The 24853-nt window shown below is 69.1% G+C and carries 19 protein-coding genes; 6 read left to right on the top strand and 13 right to left on the bottom strand.

Annotated elements, in window-relative coordinates; genetic code table 11:
* The 3 genes from AX685_RS19245 to leuC form a co-directional block, all read right to left on the bottom strand.
* The coding region (locus AX685_RS19245; protein ID WP_156445942.1) for an alcohol dehydrogenase catalytic domain-containing protein at nucleotides 1-335 on the bottom strand (335 nt) is incomplete at its 3' end.
* Nucleotides 298-927 carry a 3-isopropylmalate dehydratase small subunit gene (leuD, locus tag AX685_RS19250; protein WP_066491624.1) on the bottom strand — a complete coding sequence of 210 codons (630 nt, stop codon included), beginning with the start codon at nucleotides 925-927 and terminating at the stop codon, nucleotides 298-300. The genes AX685_RS19245 and leuD, both read right to left, overlap by 38 nt.
* A gap of 144 nt (nucleotides 928-1071) precedes the next feature.
* The gene (leuC, locus tag AX685_RS19255; protein ID WP_066491626.1) at nucleotides 1072-2505 is read right to left on the bottom strand and encodes a 3-isopropylmalate dehydratase large subunit; all 1434 of its coding nucleotides are present in this window, start codon (nucleotides 2503-2505) and stop codon (nucleotides 1072-1074) included.
* Nucleotides 2506-2662: 157 nt separating this feature from the next.
* Between leuC and AX685_RS19260 the strand changes: the two genes are divergently transcribed.
* The 3 genes from AX685_RS19260 (at nucleotide 2663) to AX685_RS19270 (ending at nucleotide 7863) form a co-directional block, all read left to right on the top strand.
* Nucleotides 2663-3919: an MFS transporter gene (locus tag AX685_RS19260; RefSeq protein ID WP_066491635.1), complete on the top strand. Its 1257-nt coding sequence runs from the start codon at nucleotides 2663-2665 to the stop codon at nucleotides 3917-3919.
* Nucleotides 3920-4024: 105 nt separating this feature from the next.
* Entirely contained in the window at nucleotides 4025-6841 is a 2817-nt protein-coding gene (locus AX685_RS19265) for a TonB-dependent receptor (protein ID WP_082741099.1), read from the top strand.
* Nucleotides 6838-7863: a phytase gene (locus AX685_RS19270; RefSeq protein WP_066491637.1), complete on the top strand. Its 1026-nt coding sequence runs from the start codon at nucleotides 6838-6840 to the stop codon at nucleotides 7861-7863. Before AX685_RS19265 ends, AX685_RS19270 begins: the two co-directional genes overlap by 4 nt.
* A 43-nt stretch (nucleotides 7864-7906) precedes the next feature.
* Here AX685_RS19270 and AX685_RS19275 read toward each other — a convergent pair whose 3' ends face one another.
* From AX685_RS19275 to AX685_RS19290, 4 genes are all read right to left on the bottom strand, one after another.
* Nucleotides 7907-8398: a nucleoside deaminase gene (locus AX685_RS19275; protein WP_066491639.1), complete on the bottom strand. Its 492-nt coding sequence runs from the start codon at nucleotides 8396-8398 to the stop codon at nucleotides 7907-7909.
* Nucleotides 8399-8476: 78 nt separating this feature from the next.
* Nucleotides 8477-9703: an acyl-CoA dehydrogenase family protein gene (locus tag AX685_RS19280; RefSeq protein WP_066491642.1), complete on the bottom strand. Its 1227-nt coding sequence runs from the start codon at nucleotides 9701-9703 to the stop codon at nucleotides 8477-8479.
* Between the two features lie 11 nt (nucleotides 9704-9714).
* On the bottom strand, nucleotides 9715-10788 hold the full coding sequence (locus AX685_RS19285) for a phosphotransferase family protein (RefSeq protein ID WP_066491644.1): 1074 nt from the start codon (nucleotides 10786-10788) through the stop codon (nucleotides 9715-9717).
* Nucleotides 10785-11525 (bottom strand): SDR family NAD(P)-dependent oxidoreductase, encoded by a 741-nt coding sequence (locus AX685_RS19290; protein WP_066491646.1) that lies wholly within the window; start codon nucleotides 11523-11525, stop codon nucleotides 10785-10787. The genes AX685_RS19285 and AX685_RS19290 overlap by 4 nt, the downstream gene beginning before the upstream one ends.
* Nucleotides 11526-11625: 100 nt before the next feature.
* On the opposite strand from AX685_RS19290, the gene AX685_RS19295 reads away from it, so the two are divergent.
* Nucleotides 11626-12531 carry a LysR family transcriptional regulator gene (locus tag AX685_RS19295; protein ID WP_066491647.1) on the top strand — a complete coding sequence of 302 codons (906 nt, stop codon included), beginning with the start codon at nucleotides 11626-11628 and terminating at the stop codon, nucleotides 12529-12531.
* Nucleotides 12532-12609: 78 nt separating this feature from the next.
* On the opposite strand, the gene maiA is transcribed toward AX685_RS19295, so the two are convergent.
* The 4 genes from maiA to AX685_RS19315 all read right to left on the bottom strand — a co-directional run bounded on the left by maiA (nucleotide 12610) and on the right by AX685_RS19315 (nucleotide 17697).
* On the bottom strand, nucleotides 12610-13239 hold the full coding sequence (gene maiA / locus AX685_RS19300) for a maleylacetoacetate isomerase (RefSeq protein ID WP_066491710.1): 630 nt from the start codon (nucleotides 13237-13239) through the stop codon (nucleotides 12610-12612).
* A gap of 5 nt (nucleotides 13240-13244) precedes the next feature.
* On the bottom strand, nucleotides 13245-13943 hold the full coding sequence (locus AX685_RS19305; protein ID WP_066491655.1) for a fumarylacetoacetate hydrolase family protein: 699 nt from the start codon (nucleotides 13941-13943) through the stop codon (nucleotides 13245-13247).
* Between the two features lie 79 nt (nucleotides 13944-14022).
* Nucleotides 14023-15507, bottom strand: a complete 1485-nt coding sequence (locus AX685_RS19310) for a DHA2 family efflux MFS transporter permease subunit (protein WP_156445943.1) — start codon at nucleotides 15505-15507, stop codon at nucleotides 14023-14025.
* Nucleotides 15508-15588: 81 nt separating this feature from the next.
* Nucleotides 15589-17697 (bottom strand): TonB-dependent siderophore receptor, encoded by a 2109-nt coding sequence (locus tag AX685_RS19315; RefSeq protein WP_066491657.1) that lies wholly within the window; start codon nucleotides 17695-17697, stop codon nucleotides 15589-15591.
* Nucleotides 17698-17930: 233 nt separating this feature from the next.
* On the opposite strand from AX685_RS19315, the gene AX685_RS19320 reads away from it, so the two are divergent.
* Nucleotides 17931-20501: a TonB-dependent siderophore receptor gene (locus tag AX685_RS19320; RefSeq protein ID WP_082741101.1), complete on the top strand. Its 2571-nt coding sequence runs from the start codon at nucleotides 17931-17933 to the stop codon at nucleotides 20499-20501.
* Between the two features lie 80 nt (nucleotides 20502-20581).
* Nucleotides 20582-22633: a hypothetical protein gene (locus tag AX685_RS19325; RefSeq protein ID WP_066491658.1), complete on the top strand. Its 2052-nt coding sequence runs from the start codon at nucleotides 20582-20584 to the stop codon at nucleotides 22631-22633.
* A gap of 28 nt (nucleotides 22634-22661) precedes the next feature.
* Here AX685_RS19325 and AX685_RS19330 read toward each other — a convergent pair whose 3' ends face one another.
* Both AX685_RS19330 and AX685_RS19335 read right to left on the bottom strand, forming a co-directional pair.
* Nucleotides 22662-23333 (bottom strand): DUF6445 family protein, encoded by a 672-nt coding sequence (locus tag AX685_RS19330; protein ID WP_231792314.1) that lies wholly within the window; start codon nucleotides 23331-23333, stop codon nucleotides 22662-22664.
* Complete coding sequence (locus tag AX685_RS19335; RefSeq protein WP_066491663.1) at nucleotides 23330-24835, bottom strand: tryptophan halogenase family protein; 1506 nt, start codon at nucleotides 24833-24835, stop codon at nucleotides 23330-23332. Before AX685_RS19335 ends, AX685_RS19330 begins: the two co-directional genes overlap by 4 nt.
* Between the last annotated feature and the right edge of the window lie 18 nt (nucleotides 24836-24853).

Below are 24853 nucleotides of genomic sequence, written 5' to 3' on the forward strand. Positions count from 1 at the left end.
CGCTCGTCGGGGATCGGGTAGATGTTGTCCGCCTTGGCGACCAGCCGCTCGACCAGCCCGCCCATGCCGGTATTGCCCATCACGCGGTCGCCGGGGCTGAACGCGGTCACGCCCTCGCCCACGCTCTCGACCACGCCGGAAAACTCGCCGCCCGGCGCGAACGGGCGCGGCGGCTTGAACTGGTATTTGTCCTCGATCACCAGCACGTCGGGATAGTTGATCGCGCAGGCCTTGACCGACACCAGCACCTCGCCCGCCGCCGCGACGGGTTCGGGCAGGTCGCCGATCTCCAGAGTTTCAGGTCCGCCCGGTGCCCTCGACAGCAACGCCCGCATATCCGCTCTCTCCCTTGATCCAGGGCCGCTCGTGATCGAGCCGCTCCTCGAATTTCGAAATCACGGTATCCTTTGCCAGCGTCAGGCCGACTTCGTCCAGCCCCTCCATCAGGCAACGGCGGCGAAACGGGTCGAGTTCGAAGGCGAAGCGGTCCTGAAACGGGGTGGTCACCGTCATCGTCTCCAGGTCGACGGTGACCGGCTGGTCCTTCGCCACCTGCAGCAGCCGGTCGACCGCCTCCTGTGGCAGGACGACCGGGACGATGCCGTTCTTGAACGCATTGCCCGAAAAGATGTCCGAGAAGCTCGGCGCGATCACCGCGCGGATGCCCATGTCGGCCAGCGCCCAGGCGGCATGTTCGCGACTGGAGCCGCAGCCGAAATTGTCGCCCGCGATCAGGATCGGCGCCCCGGCATAGGCGGGATCGTCGAAGATGTTGCCCGGCTGTGCGCGCACCGTCTCGAACGCGCCGCGGCCCAGCCCCGAACGCTTGATCGTCTTCAGCCAGTGCGCGGGGATGATGACGTCGGTATCGACGTTCTTCGCCCCCCACGGATAGGCCGTGCCCGAAACCTCGCTGACCGGCTGCATCGGCGTCAGCGCGTCGGGCGCGTGGCCGGGAAGGTCGGCTTGGCGATCGCGGCATAGGCCGCCACGCCGCTCAGCACCGAACCGGCGATCAGGAATACCAGCACCTTCTTCATCGCGACGTCTCCCTCTGTTCTGTCGTGTCGCTCAACGATCCATCAACTCGCGCACGTCGGCCAGCCGCCCGGTCACCGCCGCCGCCGCCGCCATCGCGGGCGACAGCAGGTGGGTGCGTGCACCCGGTCCCTGCCGGCCGACGAAATTGCGGTTGCTGGTCGACGCGCACCGCTCCCCCGCCGGCACCTTGTCCGGGTTCATCGCCAGGCACATCGAACAGCCCGGCTCGCGCCATTCGAATCCCGCGGCGGTGAAGATGCGGTCCAGCCCCTCGGCCTCCGCCTGGCGCTTCACCAGCCCCGATCCGGGCACCACCATCGCACGCACCCCGGCGGCGACGCGGCGCCCGTCGGCGACGCTGGCGGCGGCGCGCAGATCCTCGATCCGGCTGTTGGTGCAGCTGCCGATGAAGACGTGCTGGACGGGCACGTCCTGCATCCGCATCCCCGGCGCCAGCCCCATGTAATCCAGCGACTTGCGCGCCGCCTCCTGCTTCGACGGATCGGCGAAGCTGTCCGGCGCCGGGACCACGCCGGTGATCGGCACGACGTCCTCCGGGCTGGTGCCCCAGGTCAGCACCGGTGCGATATTGGCCGCGTCCAGCACGACCGTCTTGTCATAGCGGGCACCCGCGTCGCTGGGCAGCGTCCGCCACCATTCGACCGCGCGGTCCCAGTCCGCGCCTTGCGGCGCCATCGGCCGGCCCTTCAGATACGCGAAGGTGTTCTCGTCCGGCGCGATCATTCCCGCGCGCGCGCCACCTTCGATCGACATGTTGGCGATCGTCAGCCGTCCCTCGATCGACAGGTTGCGGATCACCTCGCCGGTGAATTCGATGACATGGCCGGTGCCGCCCGCCGCGCCGATCCTCCCGATGATCGCCAGCACGACGTCCTTGGCGCTGACGCCGAAGCCCAGCGTGCCGTCGACGCGCACCTCCATCGTCTTCGACGGCGACAGGATCAGCGTCTGCGTGGCAAGTACGTGCTCGACCTCGCTGGTGCCGATCCCGAACGCCAGCGCGCCCAGCGCGCCATGCGCCGACGTATGGCTGTCGCCGCACACCATCGTCGTGCCCGGCAGGGTGAAACCCTGTTCCGGCCCCACGACATGGACGATCCCCTGCTTCGCCGACAGCGCGTCGATATAGGGGACGCCGAATTCCGCGACATTGGCACGCAGCGCGCCCAGCTGCTCCGCGCTTTCGCGGTCGGCGATCGGCAGTTCGCGCCCCTCGGCATCGACGCGCGCGGTCGTCGGCAGGTTGTGATCGGGCACCGCCAGCGTCAGGTCGGGGCGCCGCACGCGGCGGCCGGCACTGCGCAGGCCCTCGAACGCCTGCGGGCTGGTGACTTCATGAACCAGATGACGGTCGATATAGATCAGGCAGGAGCCGTCGTCGCGACGCTCCACGACATGGGCGTCCCAGACCTTCTCGTACAACGTGCGCGGTGCGTTCGACATGATGACCCGCGTTAACCCAGTTGCGGCGCGACGCGAACCCGCAAAATCGCACGATTCGTGCGCGACACGCCCCCGCCGCGCGCGCAACCGGTCGCCGGGACACCTTTGCCGCTAACCGACGTTAACGTGGCCGCCGCCGCCGTGCCGGAGAAATGCCTTGGCCCCACCTGCCCGAACCCCCGGCGACCGTGCGCTCGACTGGGTCAATTTCTTCCTGGCGGACGTGCGTGACGGGCTGGGGCCGTATCTGGCGATCTACCTCACCTCGGTGCGCGGGCCGACGCATGGTTGGAACGAGGCGACGACCGGCATGGTGATGACCATCGCCGGACTCGCCGGACTGCTCGCCACCGCGCCGGCGGGGGCGCTGGTCGACCGGCTGCGCGCCAAGCGCGCGCTGCTGGTGGTCGCCGCGATCCTGGTCACCGCCGCGTCGCTAGCGCTGCCGTTCGTCACCGGTTTCACCGCGGTCGCCGCGACGCAGGCGCTGGCCGCGGTCGCCGGCGCCGCCTTCGCCCCCGCGATCACCGGCATCACGCTGGGGCTGGTCGGCGCACGTGCATTCACCGCGCGGGTCGGCCGGAACGAGGCGTTCAATCACGGCGGCAATGCGGTGTCCGCCGCGCTCGCCGGGCTGCTGGCGTGGCGTTTCGGGCCGCAGGTGGTGTTCTGGCTGATGGCGCTGCTGGCGGTCGCCTCGATCGGCGCGACGCTGGCCATTCCCGGCGACCGCATCGACCATGACGTCGCGCGCGGCCTGTGCGCCGACGACGACGAGGAACCCTGCGACGCCCCCCCGCAATCGATGTGGCATGTGCTGCGCCATACGCGCGGGCTGGCGGTGTTCGCGGCCGCCGCCTTCACCTTCCACCTCGCCAATGCCGCGATGCTGCCGTCGGTGGGCCAGTTGCTTGCGCATCGCGTCGGCGCGGGCACCGCCACGTCGCTGATGTCGGCATGCATTGTCGGCGCACAGCTGGTGATGGTCCCGGTCGCGATCGTCGTGGGCCGCCATGCCGATCGCTGGGGGCACAAGCCGATCTTCTTAGCCGGCTTCGCGATCCTCGCCGCACGCGGCCTGCTCTATACCGTGTCCGACGCCGCGCCGTGGCTGCTGGCGGTGCAGTTGCTCGACGGGGTCGGCGCCGGCATCTTCGGCGCGCTGTTCCCGGTGGTGGTCGCAGCGCTGACGCGCGGCAGCGGGCGGTTTAACGTCGCGCAAGGCGCCGTCGCCACCGTACAGGGGCTGGGCGGCGCGATCAGCGCGTCGCTGGCGGGCCGGTTGATCGTCGCTGGCGGATACGACCTGGCCTTCCTGGTGCTGGCGGCGATCGCGGGCGTGGGGCTGGCACTGTATCTAGCCGCAATGCCGGAAACCGCCGCTGTTGCCGGAGCGCCGCGGCCGGGATTGTAACGCAACCGTCACCAAACTTCCCCCGTCACGTCATGAAAACACGCCATGCGGCGCACACCGGGCAGCGCCATCAGGCGCCCCGACAGCGTTCTTTGGGGGAACAACATGCACCACGCCCGTCACGGCGCCCGCGCGATCGCGGGTGTCTCGCTCATCGCCCTTGCCGTCGCCGCCCAGCCCGCGCACGCGAGCGCCGACGCCGCCCCTTCGGCCACGGTCGAGGCGGTCGCCGGCCCGAGCGTGTCGGGCCATGTCTACGACGTGACGGGCGTCGCGCTGCCGGGCGCGCGCATCGTGGTGGAGGGCAGCGGCGCGCAGGCGACCACCGACCTGCAGGGCAGCTTCACCATCGCGACCCCCGATGCCAGCAGCGCGGTGACGCTGCTGGTCGACTATCTCGGTCGCCCGCCCTTCTCGATCACCGTCACCCCGGAACAGCGCGCCCGCGACGTCGAAGTGACGATGCCCGGCGCCAGCGACAATGCCGGCGACATCGTCGTCGTCGGCGCCTCGCTGCTCGACAATACCGCCCGCGCGCTCAACCAGCAGCGACAGGCCGACAATACCGTCACGATCATCTCCGCCGACGCGATCGGCCGCTTCCCCGATCCCAACATCGCCGAGGCGCTGCAGCGCGCGCCCGGCGTCGGGATCGAGCGCGACCAGGGCGAGGGCCGCTACATCAATGTTCGCGGCGCGCCGTCGGAATGGTCGGCGATCTCGGTCGACGGCGTGCAGATCCCGTCGGTCGATCCCACCACCCGCGCGGTCGATCTGGATACGCTGCCGTCGGACATCGTCGCGAACCTGGAGGTCACCAAGTCGCTGGTCCCCAGCCAGGATGCCGATTCGATCGCGGGCGCGGTCAACATCAGCACGCGCTCGCCCTTCGATCGCAAGGGGTTCGCGCTGACCGGCATGGCCGGTGCCAGCTACAACCAGTTCGGCAAGGGCAGCGACTATCGCGCATCGGGTGCGGTCAGCGATCGCTTCGGTGCGGATCGGCAGTTCGGCGTGCTCGTGTCGGGCAGCTATTCGCGCACGCACCGCCGCCCCGACAATGTCGAGAACACCTGGTCGATCCTTGGGTCCGGCCCGCGTGTCACCGAAACGCTGTTCAAGGATTACGATACCAAGCGCGAGCGGATCGCCGGCACCGCCGCGTTCGAATGGCGTCCCACCGACGCCACGCGCACCTGGGTGCGCGGCACCTACGCCCGGTTCGAGGATAACGAGTTCCGCGACCGCATCGGCATCACCTGGAACGCGGGCAATGCCGCGCCGGTCGCCGGATCAACCGACACCGCCGCGACCTGGGCCAACACCCGCATCGAAAAGCAGGTGCGCCACCGCGTGCAGGTGAACGAGATCAAGACCGTCACCGGCGGGATCGAGCAGCAGCTGGGCGAAGGCCAGGTGCGCGCCGACGTCGCCTACAGCGAAACGTCGCAGACCTATCCGCGCCGTGACGAGCTGCTGTTCCGCTCCACGCTGCGCCCGACGCTGTCCTACGATTTCGGGCGCGACAGCGATCTGCCGACCTATTCGCTGTTCACCAGCAAGGAGCATCTCCAGACCGGCACCTACGGCTTCCGCGAGAACACCTACCGGTCGAACACCACGCTGAACGACGAATTCACCGCACAGATCCGCATGGACATTCCGCAGCCGCTCGGCAGCGGCACCGCGACCCTGTCGGCCGGTGGCAAGTATCGCGCGCGCAACATCACCGCGGACGAGGAGCGGTTGCGCGACCAGCGGTCCTCCGCTGCGCCGACCCGGACGCTCGCCGGGATGCTGTCGGACGAGGATTCGCGCAATTTCGACTATGACCTGGGTAAGCGGTTCGACACCGGGCTGGCCGACGCCTATTTCGACGCAACCAAGGCCGCGTCGCAGCGCCGCCTGCCGCAGTCGGTGACCGCCGACTATCGCGCGACGGAAAAGATTCTGGGCATGTTCGGCATGGGCAAGTTCCAGTTCGGCGACACCACGCTGATCGCGGGCCTGCGCGTCGAGGTCACCGATTTCCGCAGCGAGGCGCCCAGCGTCGCGCGCAACGGCGCGATCACCACCGCGCGCGGCGACAACAACTACACCGATTTCTTCCCCAATCTGACGCTGCGCCAAGCGTTCACCCCCAACCTGATCGGGCGCGTTGCGCTGACCCGCGCGATCAATCGCCCGAACTTCCCGCAGATCGCACCCCGCGTCCTCGAAACGACCGAGGGCAGCACGATCCGCGTCGAATTCGGCAACCCCGATCTGCGCCCGACGCTGTCGAACAACGTCGATGCGGGGCTGGAATATTACATCCGCCCGCTCGGCATCATCGCGGTCAACGGCTTTTACAAGGATCTGACCGACTATCGCTACAATGTGAACGGCACCGGCACCTACAACGGCGTCGCCGGCGCGATCCTCAGCCGCCCGGTCAACGCGCGCGAGGGCAAGCTGTACGGTGTCGAGGTGAACTGGCAGCAGCAGCTGTCGTTCCTGCCGGGGATGCTGGGCGGGTTCGGCGTCTTCGCCAACTACACCTATACCGACGGCGATGCGCGCTTCGACGCGCCGTTCGGCGGGCGCACCCGCTTCCGCCTGCCCGGCCAGTCGAAGCATATGTGGAACGCCTCGCTATTCTACGAACGCGGCCCGGTGAACCTGCGCGTCGCCTATACCAAGCGCAGCGATTACCTGGACGAGATCAACGCCGACGACGCGCGGCTCGACCTCTATTGGGAGGGCCGCGGGCAACTCGACGCGACGGGCAGCTTCCAGCTGACCAAGGAACTGAACCTGTTCGTCGAGGGCAAGAACCTGACCAACACCGCCGGCGTGCGCTATTTCGGCGAGCGGCAGCGCGTCTATGAATATGAGAAGTTCGGCTACACAATCTTCGGCGGCGTGCGGGTGAAGCTGTGAGGGTCGCGCTCCTCGCCTCCACGCTCGCGCTGACGGCGTGCGCGACGGTTCCCCCCGTCGCCACGCCCGCGGTCCCGACCGTCGCCGCCAGCGCGGAGACCGATCCGGTCGATACCGCGGCGGATGCGGCGGACGATCCCGCGATCTGGCGCAACCCGCGCGATCCGGCGAAAAGCCTGGTGATCGGCACCGACAAGAAAGCCGGCATCCACGTCTACGACCTGACCGGCAAGCGCGTGTCGTTCACCGCCGCGGCGCGGCTTAACAACGTCGATCTGCGCGATCTGGGCGGGCGGGTGATCGTCGCCGCCAGCGACCGCGCGGACGTGACGCAGGGGCATGTCGCGCTGTTCACGCTCGACACCGCCGCCGCGCGGCTGGTGCCGATGGGCCGCTATCCCTCCGGCGCGGGCGAGGCCTATGGCATGTGCCTGTGGCGCCGTGCGACGGACGGCGCACTGTTCGGCTTCGTGGTGATGAAGGACGGGCGGATCGACCAGGTCGCGATCGACCTGGCCGCACCGACGCCCAAGGTTACCACCGTCCGCTCGATGAAGCTGGGTACGCAGGCCGAGGGCTGCGTCGTCGACGACCGCACCGGGCTGCTTTACGTCGCGGAGGAGGACGTCGGCCTGTGGCGCTTCGCCGCCGACCCCGCCGCCCCGACCACCGCGACCGCGATCGCGCAGGTCGACGGGCGCACGCTGGTCGCCGATGCGGAGGGGCTGGCGCTCGCCCCGCGCGGGCGCACCGGCGGCTATCTGGTGGTGTCGAGCCAAGGCGACAACGCCTATACGCTCTATCGCCTGCCCGGCGTCACCTATGCCGGCCGTTTCCGCATCGGCGGCGGCGCGATCGACGGGACCAGCGACACCGACGGCATCGAACTGGCGCTCGGCAATTTCGGCCCCGACTATCCCGCCGGACTGTTCATCGCGCAGGACGGTGACAATGCGCCCGCCACGCAGAACTTCAAATATGTCAGCTGGGCCAAGGTGCTGCGCGCGCTGAAGCTGCGCTGACGCACGTTTCGGGGTGGCCCGCCCGCGATGGTCGCGGCCACCCTTACAGGTTCGCCTGCTCCTCGCGCGGCAGGTCCGCGTCGGGCGGGTAATAAAGCCGCGCGCATTCCTCGCGCAGGCACCCGCCCTCGATCACGATATCGTCGCGATACGCATCCGCGATGAACGACAGCGTATCGACGTGCCGCGCCTCGAAATACATTTCGTGCACGTCGTCGCGCCCCGCGCCGTAGACGACGCGCCCGACCTTCGACCAGATCGACGCCATCGTGCACATCCCGCACGGCTGGAGCGTGGAATAGAGCGTCGCCCCGCGCAGCTCCAGCTCGCCGATCCCCTCGCACGCGCGGCGGATCGCCATCATCTCGGCATGCGCGGTCGCGTCGGGCAGTTCCTCGGTCTGATTGCGCTCGCCCGCAATCTCGCGTCCGTCCAGCACGATCACCGACCCCAGCGGCGCGGTGGACGGGTCGGCCCCCTTGGACGTCGCGATCGCGATCGCGCGGCGCATCCAGCGTTCGTCTTCCTCGGTCATCGGCACCTCCGCCGCCCCTAACGCGGCATCGCGCGGGAAAGGCCCATGGACGGTGCGACGACCGCAGGAGCACCGCCCTCAATAGGCGTTCATCGCATTGTATTCGGTGATCTTCTGCTTGCCGAGCTGGCTCATGTGCACCTCGTCCGGCCCGTCCGCCAGCCGCAGGAAGCGGTTGAGCGTGAAGAATTCCGCGACCGGCGTGTCGTCGCTCACCCCCATGCCGCCGTGGCTCTGGATCGCGCGGTCGGCGACGGTCTGCGCCATCTGCGGCGCGATCACCTTGATCGCGGCGATCAGGTCCCGGGCGTCCTTGTTGCCGAACCGGTCCATCCGGTCGGCCGCCTTCAGCGTCAGCAACCGCGCCATCTCCACTTCGCAGAAACTGCGCGCGACATCCTGGCGGATCGAGGATTGGTCGGACAGCTTGCGCCCGAACGCGACGCGGTTCTCGACGCGGCGCGCCATGATCTCCAGCGCGCGCTGCGCCTGCCCGATCGAGCGCATGCAATGGTGGATGCGCCCCGGTCCCAGCCGCCCCTGCGCGATCTCGAACCCGCGGCCCTCGCCCAGGATCAGGTTTTCGCGCGGAACGCGCACATCGTTGAAGCGCAGCTCGCATTCGCCGCCCGGCGAATTCAGGCTGCCGAACACGCGCTGATGGCGCACCACCGTGACGCCCGGCGTGTCCTTCGGCACGATGATCGTCGAATGCTGCAGGTGGCGGGGGGCATCGAAATCGGTCTTCCCCATCACCAGCAGCACCGTGCACTGCGGGTGCATGAAGTTCGAAATCCACCATTTGCGCCCGTTGATGACGTAATCCTCGCCATCGGCGGTGATCGACATTTCCAGGTTGGTCGCGTCCGATGACGCGACCTGCGGCTCGGTCATCACATAGGCGGAGCGGATTTCCCCCGCCAGCAACGGCTTCAGCCAGCTCTGCTGCTGTTCGGGGCTGCCGTATTTGGCCAGCACCTCCATGTTGCCGGTATCGGGAGCGGAGCAGTTGAACACCTCGCTCGACCACGGCACCCGCCCCATGATCTCCGCCAGCGGCGCGTACTCCAGGTTGGTCAGCCCCGGCGACCAATGGCCGTATTCGTGCGGCAGGAACAGGTTCCACAACCCCTCCGCCTTCGCCCGCGCCTTCAGCGGCTCCAAGCCCGGCCATTCCTGCCACAGGTTGTTCTGGTCGATGACGAATTCATGCCGCTCGCGCTCAGCGGGATAGACATGCGCCGCCATGAACGCCTCGACGCGGGCGATCAGATCGCGGGTCTTGTCGGTATAGTCGAAGTTCATGGTCGGTCCTTTCAGACGATCGGCCGGTCGATGCGGCGCAGCGCGCGATCGAACAGCGCAACGGCATGGCTGTGGAGCTGATCGCCGATCGCCGGCGGCGTCAGCCCGGCGAGCGCGCGCGCATGGCTGCCCTCCAGGATCGCGCCCAGCTTGAACGGGGCCAGCACGGCATACCAGCGCGCGTCCTGCGCGCTGCGCCCCGTGGCGGAAAGGTAGCGGTCGACCACCTCGCCCAGCGTCGGGAACCCGTCCCATGGCGTTACCGCCACGCGATGCGTGTGCTCGTCCGGGTCGTGCCAGGTCGCGGTCAGCCATCCCAGATCGAGCAACGGGTCGCCGCGGCTCGCCAGTTCCCAATCGACGATCGCGGCCAGTTGCGGCCCGTCGGGGCGGTACATGACATTGGCGAGGTGATAGTCGCCGTGGATGAGCCCCGGCTGCATCGCCGCCGGGCGGTGCGCGTCGAGCCAGCGGCAGATCGGCTCGACCTGCGGCAGCGCGGCCAGCCCCGGCCAGCCGTCGAACTGCGTATAGCTGTCCAGCTGCGCGCGCCAGCGCGACGCCTGCCGCTCGATCCACCCGTCCAGCTTGCCCAGATCGTTCAGCCCCGCCGCGGCCGGGTCGATGCGCGACAGCGCGACGGCGCCGTCGACGATCGCTTCCCCCATGCCGCGCCGGATCGCGGCGCTGCCGGCGTGGAGCGGCGGCAGCGCGACCGTCGCGTTGAACCCCTCGACCGGCTCCATCAGGTAGAAGGCCGTGCCCAGCACCGCCGGGTCCGCCTCCCCCGCGATGAAGCCGGGATGCGGCACGTCGGTGCCCGCCAGCGCGGACAGCACCGTCATCTCGCGGCGCATCACCGCGTCGCTTTCCGCGCGCGGGCGGCGCGGCGGGCGACGCAGGACGTAATCGCGGCCAGCGCGCGTGAAGCGCAGCAGGATGTTCTGGGTCCCCCCGCCCAGCGTCTCGACCCGCTCGATCGTCGCGCCGGCGCCCAGCGCCCGCCCGTCCATCCAGCGCGACAGCGCGGCCAGGTCGATCACCTCGGCCCAGGCCTCGCGGTCGTGGGTCAGCGGCGCCGTCATGCCAGGCTCAGCCCGCCGTCCACCACCAGCGTATGCCCGGTGACATAGCCCGCCAGCGGCGATGCGAGAAACAGCGCGGCATGCGCCATGTCCTGCGGCGTCCCCTCCCGACCGTCGGGAATGGCGGCGAGCGCCGCGGCCTTTCGCTGCGGATCGCCGGTGGTGACCGCGGTCAGCTTGGTCGCGACCAGTCCGGGGGCGATACCGTTGACGCGGATGCCCTCGCGTGCCCAAGCCTTGCCCAGCACTTTCGTCAGGCTGATCGCCCCGGCCTTGGACGCGCTATAGGCCGGGTTGCCGATATTGGCCTGGAAGCCGGAGATCGAGCTGACGACGATCATCGCACCCCCGCCCCCGGCAGACAGCATCGCGCGGAAGTTCCCGGCGACCGCCATCAGACTGTCGAGGTTGACAGCCATCACCCGGTCCCAGCCGGCCCGTTCGAATTCGCCGCGCTTATAGACGACGGTGCCCTGCGACTGGACCAGCACGTCCAGCGTGGCGAACGGCGCGGCCCAGCCGTCGATTGCATCGCGATCGCCGACGTCGACGCAGGAATAGTGGAGGCCGGTCAGATCGGAGCCGTCCTCCCCGTCGTAATCGGCCGCGGCGGCGCGGGTTCCCCAGACGTGCACGTCCGCGCCGGCCGCGCGAAAGCCCTGCGCGATCCCGTTGCCGATCCCGCTCGACCCTCCGACCACCAGCACGCGCCGGCCCGTGAAATCCAGTGCGATCATTGCCCGCCTCTCCCGTGGCGGCGGAGGATCGGCGATCGGACCGGGCGTGTCCAATATCGGATTCCTTGATCGACGATCGGATATTCTTATGGATCGCGTTATGGATCTGGATGCCCGCCCGCACCGCGCCTTCATCGCGATCGCCGAAACGGGCTCGTTCAGCCGCGCCGCGGCGATGCTTAATATCAGCCAGCCGGCGCTGTCGGCGCAGCTGAAGGAGTTCGAGCGGCGGCTGGGCTTCCGCCTGCTCGACCGTACCAGCCGAAAGGTGTCGCTGACGATCGAGGGACGGCTGTTCCTCGACCGCTCGCGGCGGCTGGTCAGGGAAACCGAATGGGCGAACAACGCCGCGCGCGATATCCGCAACAACCAGCTGCGCGTCGGCACCGCGCACTACACCGCCGAGATCGCGGAGCGGAACCGCATCATCGACGATTTCGTCGCCGAAGAGCCTGACGTGCCGCTGCGCGTCATGCGCCGCAGCGCCGAGCAGCTGCGCGACGATCTGGACCGTGGCGACATCGACGTCGCGATCACGCTGCAACTGGTCCCGCCCGACGACGCGCCCGCGCGCGCCGATGCGGCGCCCAGCTGGGTAGTCGCGGAGCGCGCCGTCACGCTGCAACTGCCGCACGACGACCAGCTGGCATGCGGAGCCGACGTGCTCCCGGCCGCCGCGCTGCGCGGACGCGCGATCGCGATGATCGACCGCTCGCACGGCGTCGCGATCGCCGAAAGCGTGGGGAAGGCGATCATCGACGCCGGTGCCGAGGCGCGCACCCTTCCCGAGGGGGATGCCCGCGCGGTTCTGCGGCAGGGCGCGCGGCTTGGCATCGCCGCGATCGACCTCGGCTGGTTCGTGCCGCCCTGCGCCAGCGTGGTGCGCCGGGCGGTCGCGGAATGGACGGTGCGCACGCGGCTGGTGGCGATGGCGAACCCCGGACGCCGCCGTGCCGGCACCGACCGGTTCCTCGACCGGCTGCGCCGGATGACACCGCCGTCCTGACCCCGCCGGTCGCGCAGGACGAGGCGAAAACCGATATGCGTCGCGGCGCTCGCCGGACGCGCCCTGGTTATCGCATCCCTAGGGCGCGTCGGGCTGCCGCTCGGGCACCGCCTGCGCGAAGGCGGGCAGCGCCAGGCACGCCTCCTCGACCTGCACCAGCCGCGGCCAGCGCAACTCGACTCCGAATCGGCGCGCGTTGAACAATTGCGGCACCAGGAAGATGTCGGCCAGCGTCACCGCCTCGCCGAAGCAATAGCGTCCGCCGTCGCCCGCGATCAGCCGGTCGCAGGCGTCCAGCCCCTCCGCGATCGTGGTGCGCGCCCATCCCGTCACCTGTTCCTCGGCCAGGCCGAGCGCGCGCAGCCGGTCGAGCACCTTCAGGTTCTGCACCGGATGGGTGTCGCACGCGATCACCTGCGCGACGGCGCGCACCCGCGCGCGCTGTGCGGCATCGCGCGGCAACAGCGGCGGCTGCGGATGCAGTTCGTCCAGATAGTCGCAGATCGCGAGCGACTGGGTCAGCACCGTGCCGTCGTCCAGCTCCAGCGCCGGCACCAGCCCCTGCGGGTTGCGCGCCAAGAACGCCGGGGCGCGCTGCTCCCCCTCGCGTAGCTGCACGAACGCCTGTTCGTACGCCAGCCCCTTCAGGTTGAGCGCGATGCGCACGCGATAGGAGGCGGTCGATCGGAAATAGCCGTGCAGGCGCATGTCGATCAGTCCCTGGCCGGCGCGCCGATCCGCACCGTGCACGGCGACAGGCCGTCGATCGTGACGACGATCTCATCGCCTTCCGCCACCGCGCCGACGCCCGACGGCGTGCCGGTGTAGATGAGATCGCCCGGCTCCAGCCGGTAGAAGCGCGAGACATAGGCGATCACGTCGTCGACCGGCCAGATCATGTCGGCAATGTCGCCCTGCTGCCGGACCTCGCCATTGACGGTCAGCGCGATCGCGCCGGCGGCCATTACCGCGGTGCGGGGGTGGATCACGCCCAGCGGCGCCGATTGCTCGACGTTCTTGGCGGTGTCCCACGGCCGCCCCTTCTCCTTCGCGGCCTGCTGGAGATCGCGGCGCGTCATGTCGAGGCCGGCGGCATAGCCGAAGATGTGCGCGGCCGCGTCGCCCGCCGCGATGTTGCGCCCGCCCTTGCCGATCGCGACGACCAGCTCGGCCTCGTAATGGAAATCGGCGGTTTCGGGGGGATAGGCGATCGTCGTGCCGGACGGCACGACCGCCTCGGCCCATTTGGTGAAGAAGAACGGCGGGTCGCGATCCGGGTCGCTGCCCATTTCGCGCGCGTGGGCGGCATAATTGCGCCCGATGCAGAACACGCGGCGCACCGGGAACTGGCGACCGTCGCTGGCGGCGGCGCGGGTCGCGGCGGGGGCTTCGAACACGTCGCTCACGCACATTCCTCCTTGTCGGGACACGGCGTTACCGCACATCGCCGAACCAGAAATCGGCGCGGCGCGCAACCGGGGCGCCTGCGTGTCAGGGGCGATGCCCGCTCATCTCGGCGCCCGCCGCCGCATCGAAGCGCCGGTTCCACACCACCGCCGACAGGGAAATCGCCGCAACCGTCAGGAACGCCAGCGAGAAGGTGCGCAACCCCGGCCCGCCCTGCCCTTCTGCCAACGTTCCCAGTTCCAGCACCGTCGCGGCGATGCAGATGCCCAGCGACAGCGTCAGCTGCTGGAACGTGGCGTAGAAGCTGGTCGCCGCGCTCATCCGTTCCTTGTCGATGTCGGCATAGGCGACCGCATTGTAGCCGGTGAACTGGAACGAGGTGAAGAACCCCGCGACGCCCAGCACCACGATGATCGCCGCGGTCGGCCAGTCGGGGCGGAAGAACGCGCAGACGGCATAGCCGGCGCTGCTGGCGACCCCCGATACGATCAGGCTGCGGCGAAAGCCCCAGCGGCGCAGCACGCGCGGCGCCAGCGTCTTCATCGCCAGCGCGCCGACCGCGCCCGCCATCGTGATCGTCCCGGTCCGCGCGGCGGACAGGCCGAAGCCGATCTGGAACATCAACGGCAGCAGGAACGGCTGCGCCCCCTGCGTGATGCGCGTCAGCGAACCGGCGATCACCGACAGGCGGAACGTCGGGATGCGCATCAGCGACGGGTCCAGGATCGGGTCGCTGACCCGCCGGGCGTGGCGGATATAGAGGACGGCGAACACCGCCCCCACGACCAGCAGTGCGATCGCCACGCGCCCGGTGCCCGGCCGGCTCGCCAGTTCCAGCCCGAACAGCAGGCACCCCAGCGCCGCGCCCGACAGGAAAAAGCCGGACAGGTCGAACCGCGCGCGCACATCGCCGCGTACCTCGGGCACCAGCAGCCACGCCCCCACCATGCCCAGAATGCCGATCGGCAGGTTGAGGTAGAATATCCAGCGCCAGTCGAGCCAGGTGACGATGAACCCGCCCAGCGGGGGGCCGAGGATCGGTCCGGCGAGCGCCGGCATCACCAGCCACGACAGCGCCCTGACCATGTCCTCCCGGGCGACGCTGCGCAGCAGGACGAGGCGCCCGACCGGCACCATCATCGCCCCGCCGATCCCCTGTACGAAGCGCGCGACGACCAGCATCGGCAGCGACGTCGCCTGTGCGCACGCGACCGAGCCGATCAGGAAGATGCCGATCGCCGCGCAGAAGATGCTGCGCGACCCGAAGCGATCGGCCAGCGTCCCGCTCGCGGGGATGAACAATGCCAGCGCCAGCAGGTAGCTGGTGAGCGCCAGGCTGAGGCTGGTCGCCGGGCGGCCCAAATCATGCGCCATTGTCGGCAGCGCGACGGTCAGCACCGTACCGTCAAGCTGCTGCATGAACAGCGCCGACGCGACGACCAGCGCGGTGACGCGATAGCCGTGCGCGCTGCCCCCGGTGGGCGCGGCGGCGATCGCCTCCACGCCGGGCGCCAGCCCGTCGCCCACGTCCGCGCTCATCGAAGCCAGATTACGCCGTCGCCACCGCATGTCCGCTCGTCTCCACCCGCCGACCGCTACAACGCGATCGGCGCGCGAAGGTCCAGCGTGGCGCGGTTCGACCGGCCGCCGTTACAGGCGATAGCCGAGCGACAGCATCACGTTGCGCGGCGCCGATACGAAACAGTCGCCGCGGGTAAGGCACGTCGCATAGCCGCGATTGTCGAACAGGTTGGTGGCGTTAAGCCGCAACCGCCAGCTGTCGCGCTCCATCTCGACCAGCGCATCGACCATCGTGCGCGCCGGGGTGACGAGCGTCCAGAAGGCATTGCCCGACGATTGCTGCCCCAGATAGCGCACGCCCGCCCCCAGCCGCAGCGTCGCCCAGTCGCCGGGGATCGTCTTCGTCGCCCACGCCGAGGCGGTGTGGCGCGAAAGATAGCCGATCTCGCCGGTATCGCCGGTCACGTCGTTGAAGCCATAGGCCAGCGACAAATCGTAATGGCCCGGCAGCGTGCGCGTCGCCTCCAGCTCGAACCCCTTGGTGACCAGTTCCCCCGCCTGGATCTGACCCATCGGGTTGGCGGGATCGGCCACCGGGCGGTTGCGTTCCTTGATGCGGAAGCCGGTGAGCGTGACCAACGTCGCGCGATCGGGCTGCCACTTCACGCCGCCTTCGAATTGATGGCCGGTCTGCGGACGGAAGGGGTCGCCCGCGGTGGTGCGGCCGGCGATCGGCTGGAAGCTTTCGGTATAACTGAAGAACGGCGACACGCCCGCCCCCACCTCGCCGATGATGCCGGCGCGATAGGTGGTGGCGCTGTCGGTCGTGCGCGTGGTCGTGCCGCTATTGATGTCCAGGCTGGTTCCCCGCACCCGGTCGCGCCGCGCGCCCAGCACCACCGAGACGCGGTCCCACATCCTGATCTGGTCCTGCACGTACAGGCCGAGCTGCTTCTGCGTGTCGCGGGTGAACGGGGCGACCAACTTCGGCTCGACGATCGACGCATAATCGATGTCGTACAGGTCGATGACCTGCGAGTAATCGTAATTGTCGCTCTTGCGCACCTGGTTCCAGCTGTAGTCGACGCCGGCCAGCAGCACATGCTCCACCGCCGCGCCGGTGTAGAAGCGCCACTGAACGTTGTTGTCGGTGGAAAAGACATTGAGCCGCGCGACCGACGACCCGGCGATCAGCGGGATCAGGCGCCCGTTGCTGCCCGCCACATACGGGTCGGTCGGATTGCCGTAGCTGTTCGTGTAGTGCGTGAAATAATCGAGGTCGCTGTCGATGTAGCGCGCCTTCAGGCTGATCTTCAGGTCGTCGGTGAAGCGGTGGGTGACCATCCCCGACCCTTGCAGCAGCCGCCCGTCGTAACGGTCGTATCCCGGCTTGCCGACGAACAGGTAACGCGGCAGCGGCGGGTTGTCGCGATTGGGGCGCAGCGTCCCGATGACGGGCAGGAAGTTCGAGGTCGAGCCCGTCTTGTCGTCCTGGTACAGGCCCAGCAGCGTCACGTCGGTGCTCGCCCCCGGCCGCCAGGTGATCGACGGCGCGATCATCACGCGGTCGTCGGGTACGTGATCGACATAGGTATCGGCATCGCGCACCCGCGCGACGATCCGCGCGGCGAGCGTGTCGCCCAGCCGGCCGTTCAGATCGGCCAGCACTTCCTTGCGATCGTAGCTGCCATAGACGAGGTTGACGTCGGCACTGTTGGTGAACAGCGGCGTCTTCGACACCAGGTTGACGATGCCCCCGATCGAACCCTGCCCGAACAGCACGGACGCAGGGCCGCGCACCACCTCCACGCGGGAAAAGTTATAGGGGTCGGACGCGATGCTGGCGTAGAAGCTGAAGATGTCGCGCATGCCGTCGCGGAACTGGAGCGCATCGACCCCGCGGACGGTGAAGGTGTCGACGCGGGTATCCCGCCCATAGGCATCGGCGTTGACGCCGGCGGCATAGCGGACGGTGTCGGCGATGTTGATCGCCCCCTGCGCCAGATAGACGTCTTCGGGGATGACGGTCAGCGGCTGCGGCACCTCGATCAGCGGCGTGTCGGTCTTGGTACCGGCCGACGTCCGGTCGACGCGCCCCTCGATCAGGATATCGTGCTGCGGTTCTGCTGCCACTTCGTCGCTCGCCCGCACGCCACCGCCCTCCGGGCCCGCAGCCGCCCGGACGGGCGATGCGCTCAGCGCGATGAACGCCGTGCCGGCGAGAATGATGGGCTTCATGGTGCGGTCCCCCAGTTGATGACGGAGCGCGCTTAATGATGATGATAAGGATTCGCAATAGCGATCGAGGCGACCGGTGTGCCCCCCTCCGCCACTGGTCTGTAGCACGGCGGCCACACCCCGGCGTTATCCGCACATCACGCCCCATCACCCCGTTGCGATCGTATTCGACCTTGGTTTAACGCGCGTCCGTTCGGCCCAATGGGGCGTGTAAAAAGTCAAAGGGGAGACTTATGGCGATTGTAACCGGTTTCAGCGCGCGTGCGCTCCTGTTGGCCGGGGCGACGCTGATGCCCGCCGTCGCGATGGCGCAAACCGCCGGCGGCGATGCGCAGGCCGCGCCCACCGCGCAGACCGATGATCTCCAGGACATCGTGGTCACCGGGCAGACCACCCGCGACCGCCCGCTCATCACCTCCTCGGCCGACATCACCTACGCCACTCGCGAGGATATCGATCGCCGCGCGCCGCGCTCCACCGCGGACATGCTGGAGCTGGTGCCCGGCATCTTCGTCGAGGCGACCGCCGGTGAGGCGTCGAACAATTACTCGGTGCGCGGCCTCCAGGGCGGCGGGCAGCGCTTCGTGCAGCTCGAAGAGGACGGCATGCCGATCCTCTACGGCGGCGGCGGCGCGGACTTCTTCTTCCAGCAGGATCTGACGATCGACCGGCTGGAAGCGGTAAAGGGCGGCTCGTCGGGCGTGCTGACCGTCAACGGCGCGGGCGCGACGATCAACTTCATCTCCAAGCGCCCGAACTTCAACGAATTCGAGGGCGCGGTGCGCCTGACGGGCATGAACTACGGCCTGAAGCGCGCCGACTTCTACTATTCGGCGCCGCTCGCCGAGAACCTGGCCTTCAACTTCGGCGGCTATGTGCAGAGCAGCCCGGGCGTGCGCCGCAATCCGTTCGACTATGCCGGCTATCGCATCAAGGGATCGCTGGAATATCGCCTGCCGGGTGGCGGATCGATCCGCCTGTCGGGGCGCCGCGGCGATATCGAAACCGCCTATTACGCCTCCGCGCCGTACCGCTTCGAGAATGGCGAGCCGGCCAGCATCCCCGGCTTCGACATCCAGCGCGACAATATCGGCGGCGACGCCTTCAGTTCGATCCGCGTGCCGGTGTCGACCTATGTCGACGCCAGCGGCTACCGCCCGTTCCGCTACCGCGACGGCATCCGCTCGCTTTACAATCAGGCGCGGCTCGACGTCGATGTGCCGGTGTCCGACACGCTCGACCTGTTCGCCCGCGCGCGCTACATCGACTATACCTATGATTTCAACGGCCTGTTCCCCGGCTCGGGCACGGGCAATGCGGGTCTGGCGAGCGCGGTCAACTATCTGACGCCCGGCGCCAATTCGCCGATCAACGATCTGCTGACCCGCGGGCAGGCGGCATTCCCCACCGCGGCGCGCTTCGGCATCCGCAACATCCGCACCGGGGAAGTCATCGGATCGAACCAGACCGGCGCGCTCAACGCGCTGAACGGCAACGGCTTCCTGCAGCGCACGACGCTCAACCACGATCGCATCGACGGGCGTGACCTGGGCATCAACGCCGGTGCCACCTGGGCGTTCGAGGCGGGTTCGATCAAGAACTCGCTGACCGTCGGCGGCATGTACTACAACGTCAAGCGCCGCCAGAACCAGTCGGCGACCGCCAGCGTCGTCAACGACGTGCGCAACAATTCCGACGTCTATGACATCGTCGCGCTGAACGGCGCCAACGGCGTCATCGGGTCGCTGACCGACAGCGGCCTGGTGTCTTATGGCGACTGGGGCAACGGCATCCGCGAGCGCAACGACGAAGCCGTGTCGCTCTACGCCAACGACGAAATCGCGCTGGGCGATCACCTGCGCATCGACGGCGGCATCCGCTGGGAACAGGACAGCGCGGTCGCGCTCGACGGTCGCAACGCCGCCGCCGCCGATCCCTCGCGCCGCATCGTGGCGGCGAACGGCGGGTTCGAACAGCTGGTGCCCGTCGGCCAGGGCGGCGTGCTGACCACGGTCGGCGCGACGTTCGCCGGCCAGTATGACGTTCGCCGTCGCAAGCAGGACAAGATCGCCTGGACGGTGGGTGCGAACTATCTGATCACCCCCAACCTGTCGATCTACGGCCGCTATGCCGACGGCTTCCAGACCAACAACGTCGACCCGATCACCACCATCAAGCTGTATGAAGCGGGCGTGCGCTATCAGTATGCGCGCATCTTCAGCGGATCGGTGACCGTGTTCCGCACCAACTTCGACGATCAGAACTACAATTTCGCCAACCCGAGCAACCCGTCGCAGCAGCAGAACATCAACGCCGACCTGCGTACCAAGGGTGTCGAGATCGACGTGATGGTGCGGCCGGTGACGTTCTTCTCGGTCGATTTCCAGGGCGTGTTCCAGGATCCGAAGCTGGTCAATCTGCAGATCGACGGCGCGAACCAAGCCGGCTTCGAGGGCAACCGTCCCGAGCGGACGCCCGCCCAGTTGTGGACCGTCACGCCGTCGTTCTCGCTCCCCAACGGGCTGGGCGAGGTCTACGGCCGGTACAAGTTCATCGGGAAGATCTTCGCCGATGCCGGCAACGGCGTGGCGCTGCCCAGCTATGGCGTGACCAGCGTCGGCGTGAACCTGAACCTGACGCCGCAGCTGCAGCTGAGCCTGAATGCGGAGAATATCTTCGACGTCGTCGGCCTGACCGAGGGCAATCCGCGCCAGGGACAGACGCAGGCGATCACCGACGGCTATTTCTACGCCCGCGGCATCGTCGGCCCCACCTATGGCGGGTCGCTGACCTTCCGCTTCTGATCCGGGCGGTTAGAACGATCATGGGGGGCGTCGTGACCGGCAGCGGTCGCGGCGCCCCCGTTTGTTGACGGGAGAAGGCGATGAAGCACGTGGCACGCATGATGCTGGGCGCGGCACTGGTGACGGCGGCAGGGATGGCGACGGCGCAGCGCGAGGCACCCGCACCGGATCTGGCGTATGAACTGACCGAGGGCCAGAACATCAACGCCTTCGTGCGGGAGGGACCGGTCGCGGCACATCTGCTGCTGCGCAATGGCGTCGACCCGCGCATCCTCGTCGCCTTCCCCGCCGGCAACAGCGGGGCGGGCCAGTGGTTCGCGCGGCTTGATCGCCCGGCAACGTGGCGCCTGGAACAGGCGCCGCGTCCGCTGACCATGGCGGAGCCGAACGGCACGGCGGGGCGCCGGCTGCACGGCGTGGTCGCGGTGGCCAGCATCGACGCGCCGCGGCTTGAGCTGCACAAGACGGTGCTCTCGTCGATCCGCTTCCTGCGCGACTATCAGGCGATCGGCCGCCTGCCGAACGAGGTGGAGGCGACCCCGTCCATCGCCGGCAACGTCGTGACCGGCTATCGCCGCCGGCTGGACGGCGCGCCGGGCTATTACCTGAAGCTGGAGGTGCTGGGCGGTCGCGTGGACGGCACCGCGATCCTGCCGGGCGCGGACGGCCGCATCCGCCTGCGCATCACCGCCGCCACCGGGGAGACGCCGCTGACCGGGCTGACGGCGGGCGCGTTGTTGACCGCGCGCGCCGCCGACGATCCTGCGGCGCGCGATGCGCTGCGCTTTCTCAGCTATCGCGAGAAGTTCCTGGCCGGATCGTGGCGGTTCCAGACCTATTTCGGGCGCGACACGCTGATGTCGGTACGCATGCTGATGCCCGTGCTGCAACCCGGCGCGGTGGAGGCGGGGCTGGGATCGGTCCTTGCCCGGCTCGATGCGCGCGGCGACGTCGCGCACGAGGAGGGGATCGGCGAATTCGCGGTGGTCGACCGCCGCGCGCATGGCGGCAGCGGCGACGCCGCGGTGCTCGATTACGCGATGGTCGACGACGATTACATGCTCGCGCCGGTCGCCGCGACCTACCTGCTCGATCACGCGGACCGTGCCGCGGCGCGTCGCTTCCTTGCGCGGGCGATGACCAGCGAAGGCGTGCCCGGCACGGTCGAGCCGGCGGGGAAGGCGCTGGTGCGCAACCTGCGCTTCGTGGTCGCGACCGCCGAACCCTTCGCCCGCACCCCGGCGGTCGAGCGGCTGGTGGCGCTCAAGCCCGGCCGCCTGACCGGCCAGTGGCGCGACAGCGAGGAGGGGCTGGGCCGCGGGCGATATGCCTATGACGTCAACGCCGTGTTCGTCCCCGCCGCGCTCGACGCCGCGGCGCGGATGCTGCGCGCGGGCCTGCTCGACGCCTATCTGACGCCGCAGGACCGCGCGGCGCTGGGCAAGGCCGGGGCGATGGCCGCGACTTGGCGCCAGCGCGCCCCGGCGCTGTTCCGCGTCGATATTCCGGCGGCGCAGGCGAGCGCGCGGGTGCGTGACTATGCCCGGTCGCTGGGGATTCCCGCCCAGCCCGCGCTGGCGTCGCTCGGCGATGCGCCGCTCACCTTCCATGCGCTGTCGCTCGACGCGGGCGGCAAGGCGGTGCCGATCGTCAATTCCGACGAGGGGTTCGCGCTGATGTTCTCGAACCCCTCGCCGGCGGAACTGGACACCTATGTCACCGCGGCGATGCGCCCGTTCCCGGCGGGGCTGATGACCGATATCGGGATGCTGGTCGCCAATGCGGCGCAGGCGGATGCGACCGCGCAGGGCCGTTTCACCCCGGCGGCCTATCACGGTGCGGTCGTGTGGTCGTGGCAGCAGGCGCTGTTCGCGGCCGGGCTGGAACGCCAGCTGGCCCGCCGCGACCTGCCCGCCTCGACCCGTGCGATCCTGACGCGCGCGCAGGCGACGCTGTGGCGCGCGATCCAGGCGACGCGCGCGACGCAAAGCTCGGAATTGTGGTCCTGGGCCTATGAGGGCGGCCGGTACAAGGTCGTCGCCTTCGGCGCGGGCAAGCAGGACGTCGACGAATCGAATGCCGCGCAATTGTGGAGCACCGTCTATCTCGCGGTGCAGCCGCCGAAGAAATAGGCGCGCGCCGCGGCCAGGCGGGACGGCGTCACTCCAGCATCAGGAACGCCGTCACCGTCAGCCGCCCGCGCGCCGGATCGTCGCCCAGCGCCGCCCCGGGCGCGATCGCACCGCTGTGGAGCAGCGAACTGCGATAGATCACCGCACGGTTCGGCTGCGCCGCGACCAGGGCGGTCCGCTCGAACAGCGGCGTCGAATCCGCGATATAGGCCGACGGCGGATCGCCGTCGCGACGCAGCTCATCGTTCAGCCCGGCCAGATACCCCGCCGCGCGCGCCGTATCGATCGTCTCGTAGCCGGTCGCGCGATGCCGGAAGAACGCGGTCCCGTCCCCCTCCCCCAGATAATGGACCAGCGCGATGCGGCGCGGGTCGGTGGCATCGATATGCGGCAGCCGTTGCGTCACGCTCAGCTGCGCCGGCGGCGTCGTCACGATCGAAAAGCTCGCATCGAGCAGCGACACGCCGCCGCGATGCCCGAACACGCCCGCCAGCACCGCGGTCAGCGCCGGGCGCACCGCCACGAAATAATCGGGCGGCAACGCCGCGCGGACGCCTGGATAATGATGCCGCCCCGGCGCGAAGCGCGCGGACAGCGCGGCCGTGCGCAGCGCCGCCGGATCGGGGTGGAACCCGTCCACGATCGCGATCGGCTGCCGCTCCGCGCCGATCCGCCGCGCGACCATGTCGGGCGTCGTCACGGTGCGCCGATCAGCTGCGCCAGCGCATCGTCGTGCATCGGCAGCGTCGGCGCGGCGCGCGCGATCACCTGCGCGATCTGCTCCACCTGCGCGCGGTTGGTATCGGCATCGAGCGCATCGGCGAGCGGATTGTAACCGCTGGCGGTCACGCCCTGCCCGTCGAGCACCGCCAGCCAGCTGGCTTCGCGGAACAGCTCGTCGCTGTCGAGGATCAGCCGCCCCGAACGGCGATATTGCGCCACGCGCGCGACCAGCGTGTCGGGCAGCGTCATGGTGCGGCAATGCTGCCACAGCGGCGCGTCCCGTCCGCTGGTGGCGTGATAATGGAGGATCAGAAAATCCTTGATCCCGTCCATGTCGCGGCCGAACAGCCCGTTGAACCGGTCCGCCAGCGCGGGATCCATGTCGCGGTCGGGAAACAGCGTCAGCAGCTTGGTGATGCCGCTCTGGATCAGATGGATGCTGGTCGATTCCAGCGGCTCTAGGAACCCCGACGACAGCCCGATCGCCACCACGTTCCCGCGCCACGGCCGCCGCCGTGTCCCGGCCGTGAAGCGCAAGGTGCGCGGCGCCGCCAGCGGCTCGCCGTCAAGGTTGGCGAGCAGCGTCGCGGTCGCTTCGTCCTCGCTCAGATGCGCGCTGGCATAGACATAGCCGTTGCCGGTGCGGTGTTGCAGCGGGATGCGCCATTGCCACCCCGCCGCACGCGCGGTCGAGCGCGTGTAGGGCGTGGTCGCGGCGACCCGCGCACAGGGCACCGCCACCGCCCGGTCGCACGGCAGCCAATGCGACCAGTCCTCCAGCGCCTCGCCCATCGCGCCGTCGATCAACAGCGCGCGGAACCCCGAGCAATCCACGAACAGCTCGCCTTCCAGCGTCTCCCCGCGCTCGGTGACCAGGGCGGTGACATGCCCGCTGTCGCCGTCGCGCACGATGTCGCGCAAGCGCCCCTCGACACGGACCACGCCGCCCGCCTCCGCCAGCCGGCGCAGGTAGCGGGCGTACAGCCCGGCGTCGAAATGATAGGCATAGCCCAACGTCGACAGGATCGAGCGCGCATCGCCGACCGGCCTGGCAAAGCGCCCGTCCCCCGCCAGCCGCGCCGCCAGCGACAGCGCCGATAGCGGCAACGCGCTCCCCTCCGCCCGAGCTTTCAACCAGCGGTGGTGAAAGGCGACCCCCGGCAGCGGCGCGCCATATTGGCCGAACGGGTGGAAGTAACGGTGGCCGGGCCGCGTCCAGTCGACGAACTCGATCCCCAGCTTGAACGTCGCCTTGGTCTCGCGCAGGAATTCGGCCTCGTCCAGGCCGATCAGATCGTTGAACCAGTGGATCGTCGGGATTGTCGCCTCACCGACCCCCACCGTCCCGATCTCGTCCGATTCGAGCAAGGTGATCGCCACCGTGGGCCCGAAACTGCGCGACAGTGCCGCCGCGGTCATCCACCCGGCGGTTCCTCCACCCAGAATCACGATGCGCGAGATACGTCGGTCGGTGCTCATCCGCGCGTCTTACGGCCT

The sequence above is a fragment of the Sphingomonas sp. CCH9-F2 genome (assembly GCF_001556735.1).
GTDB lineage: Bacteria > Pseudomonadota > Alphaproteobacteria > Sphingomonadales > Sphingomonadaceae > Sphingomonas > Sphingomonas ginsenosidimutans.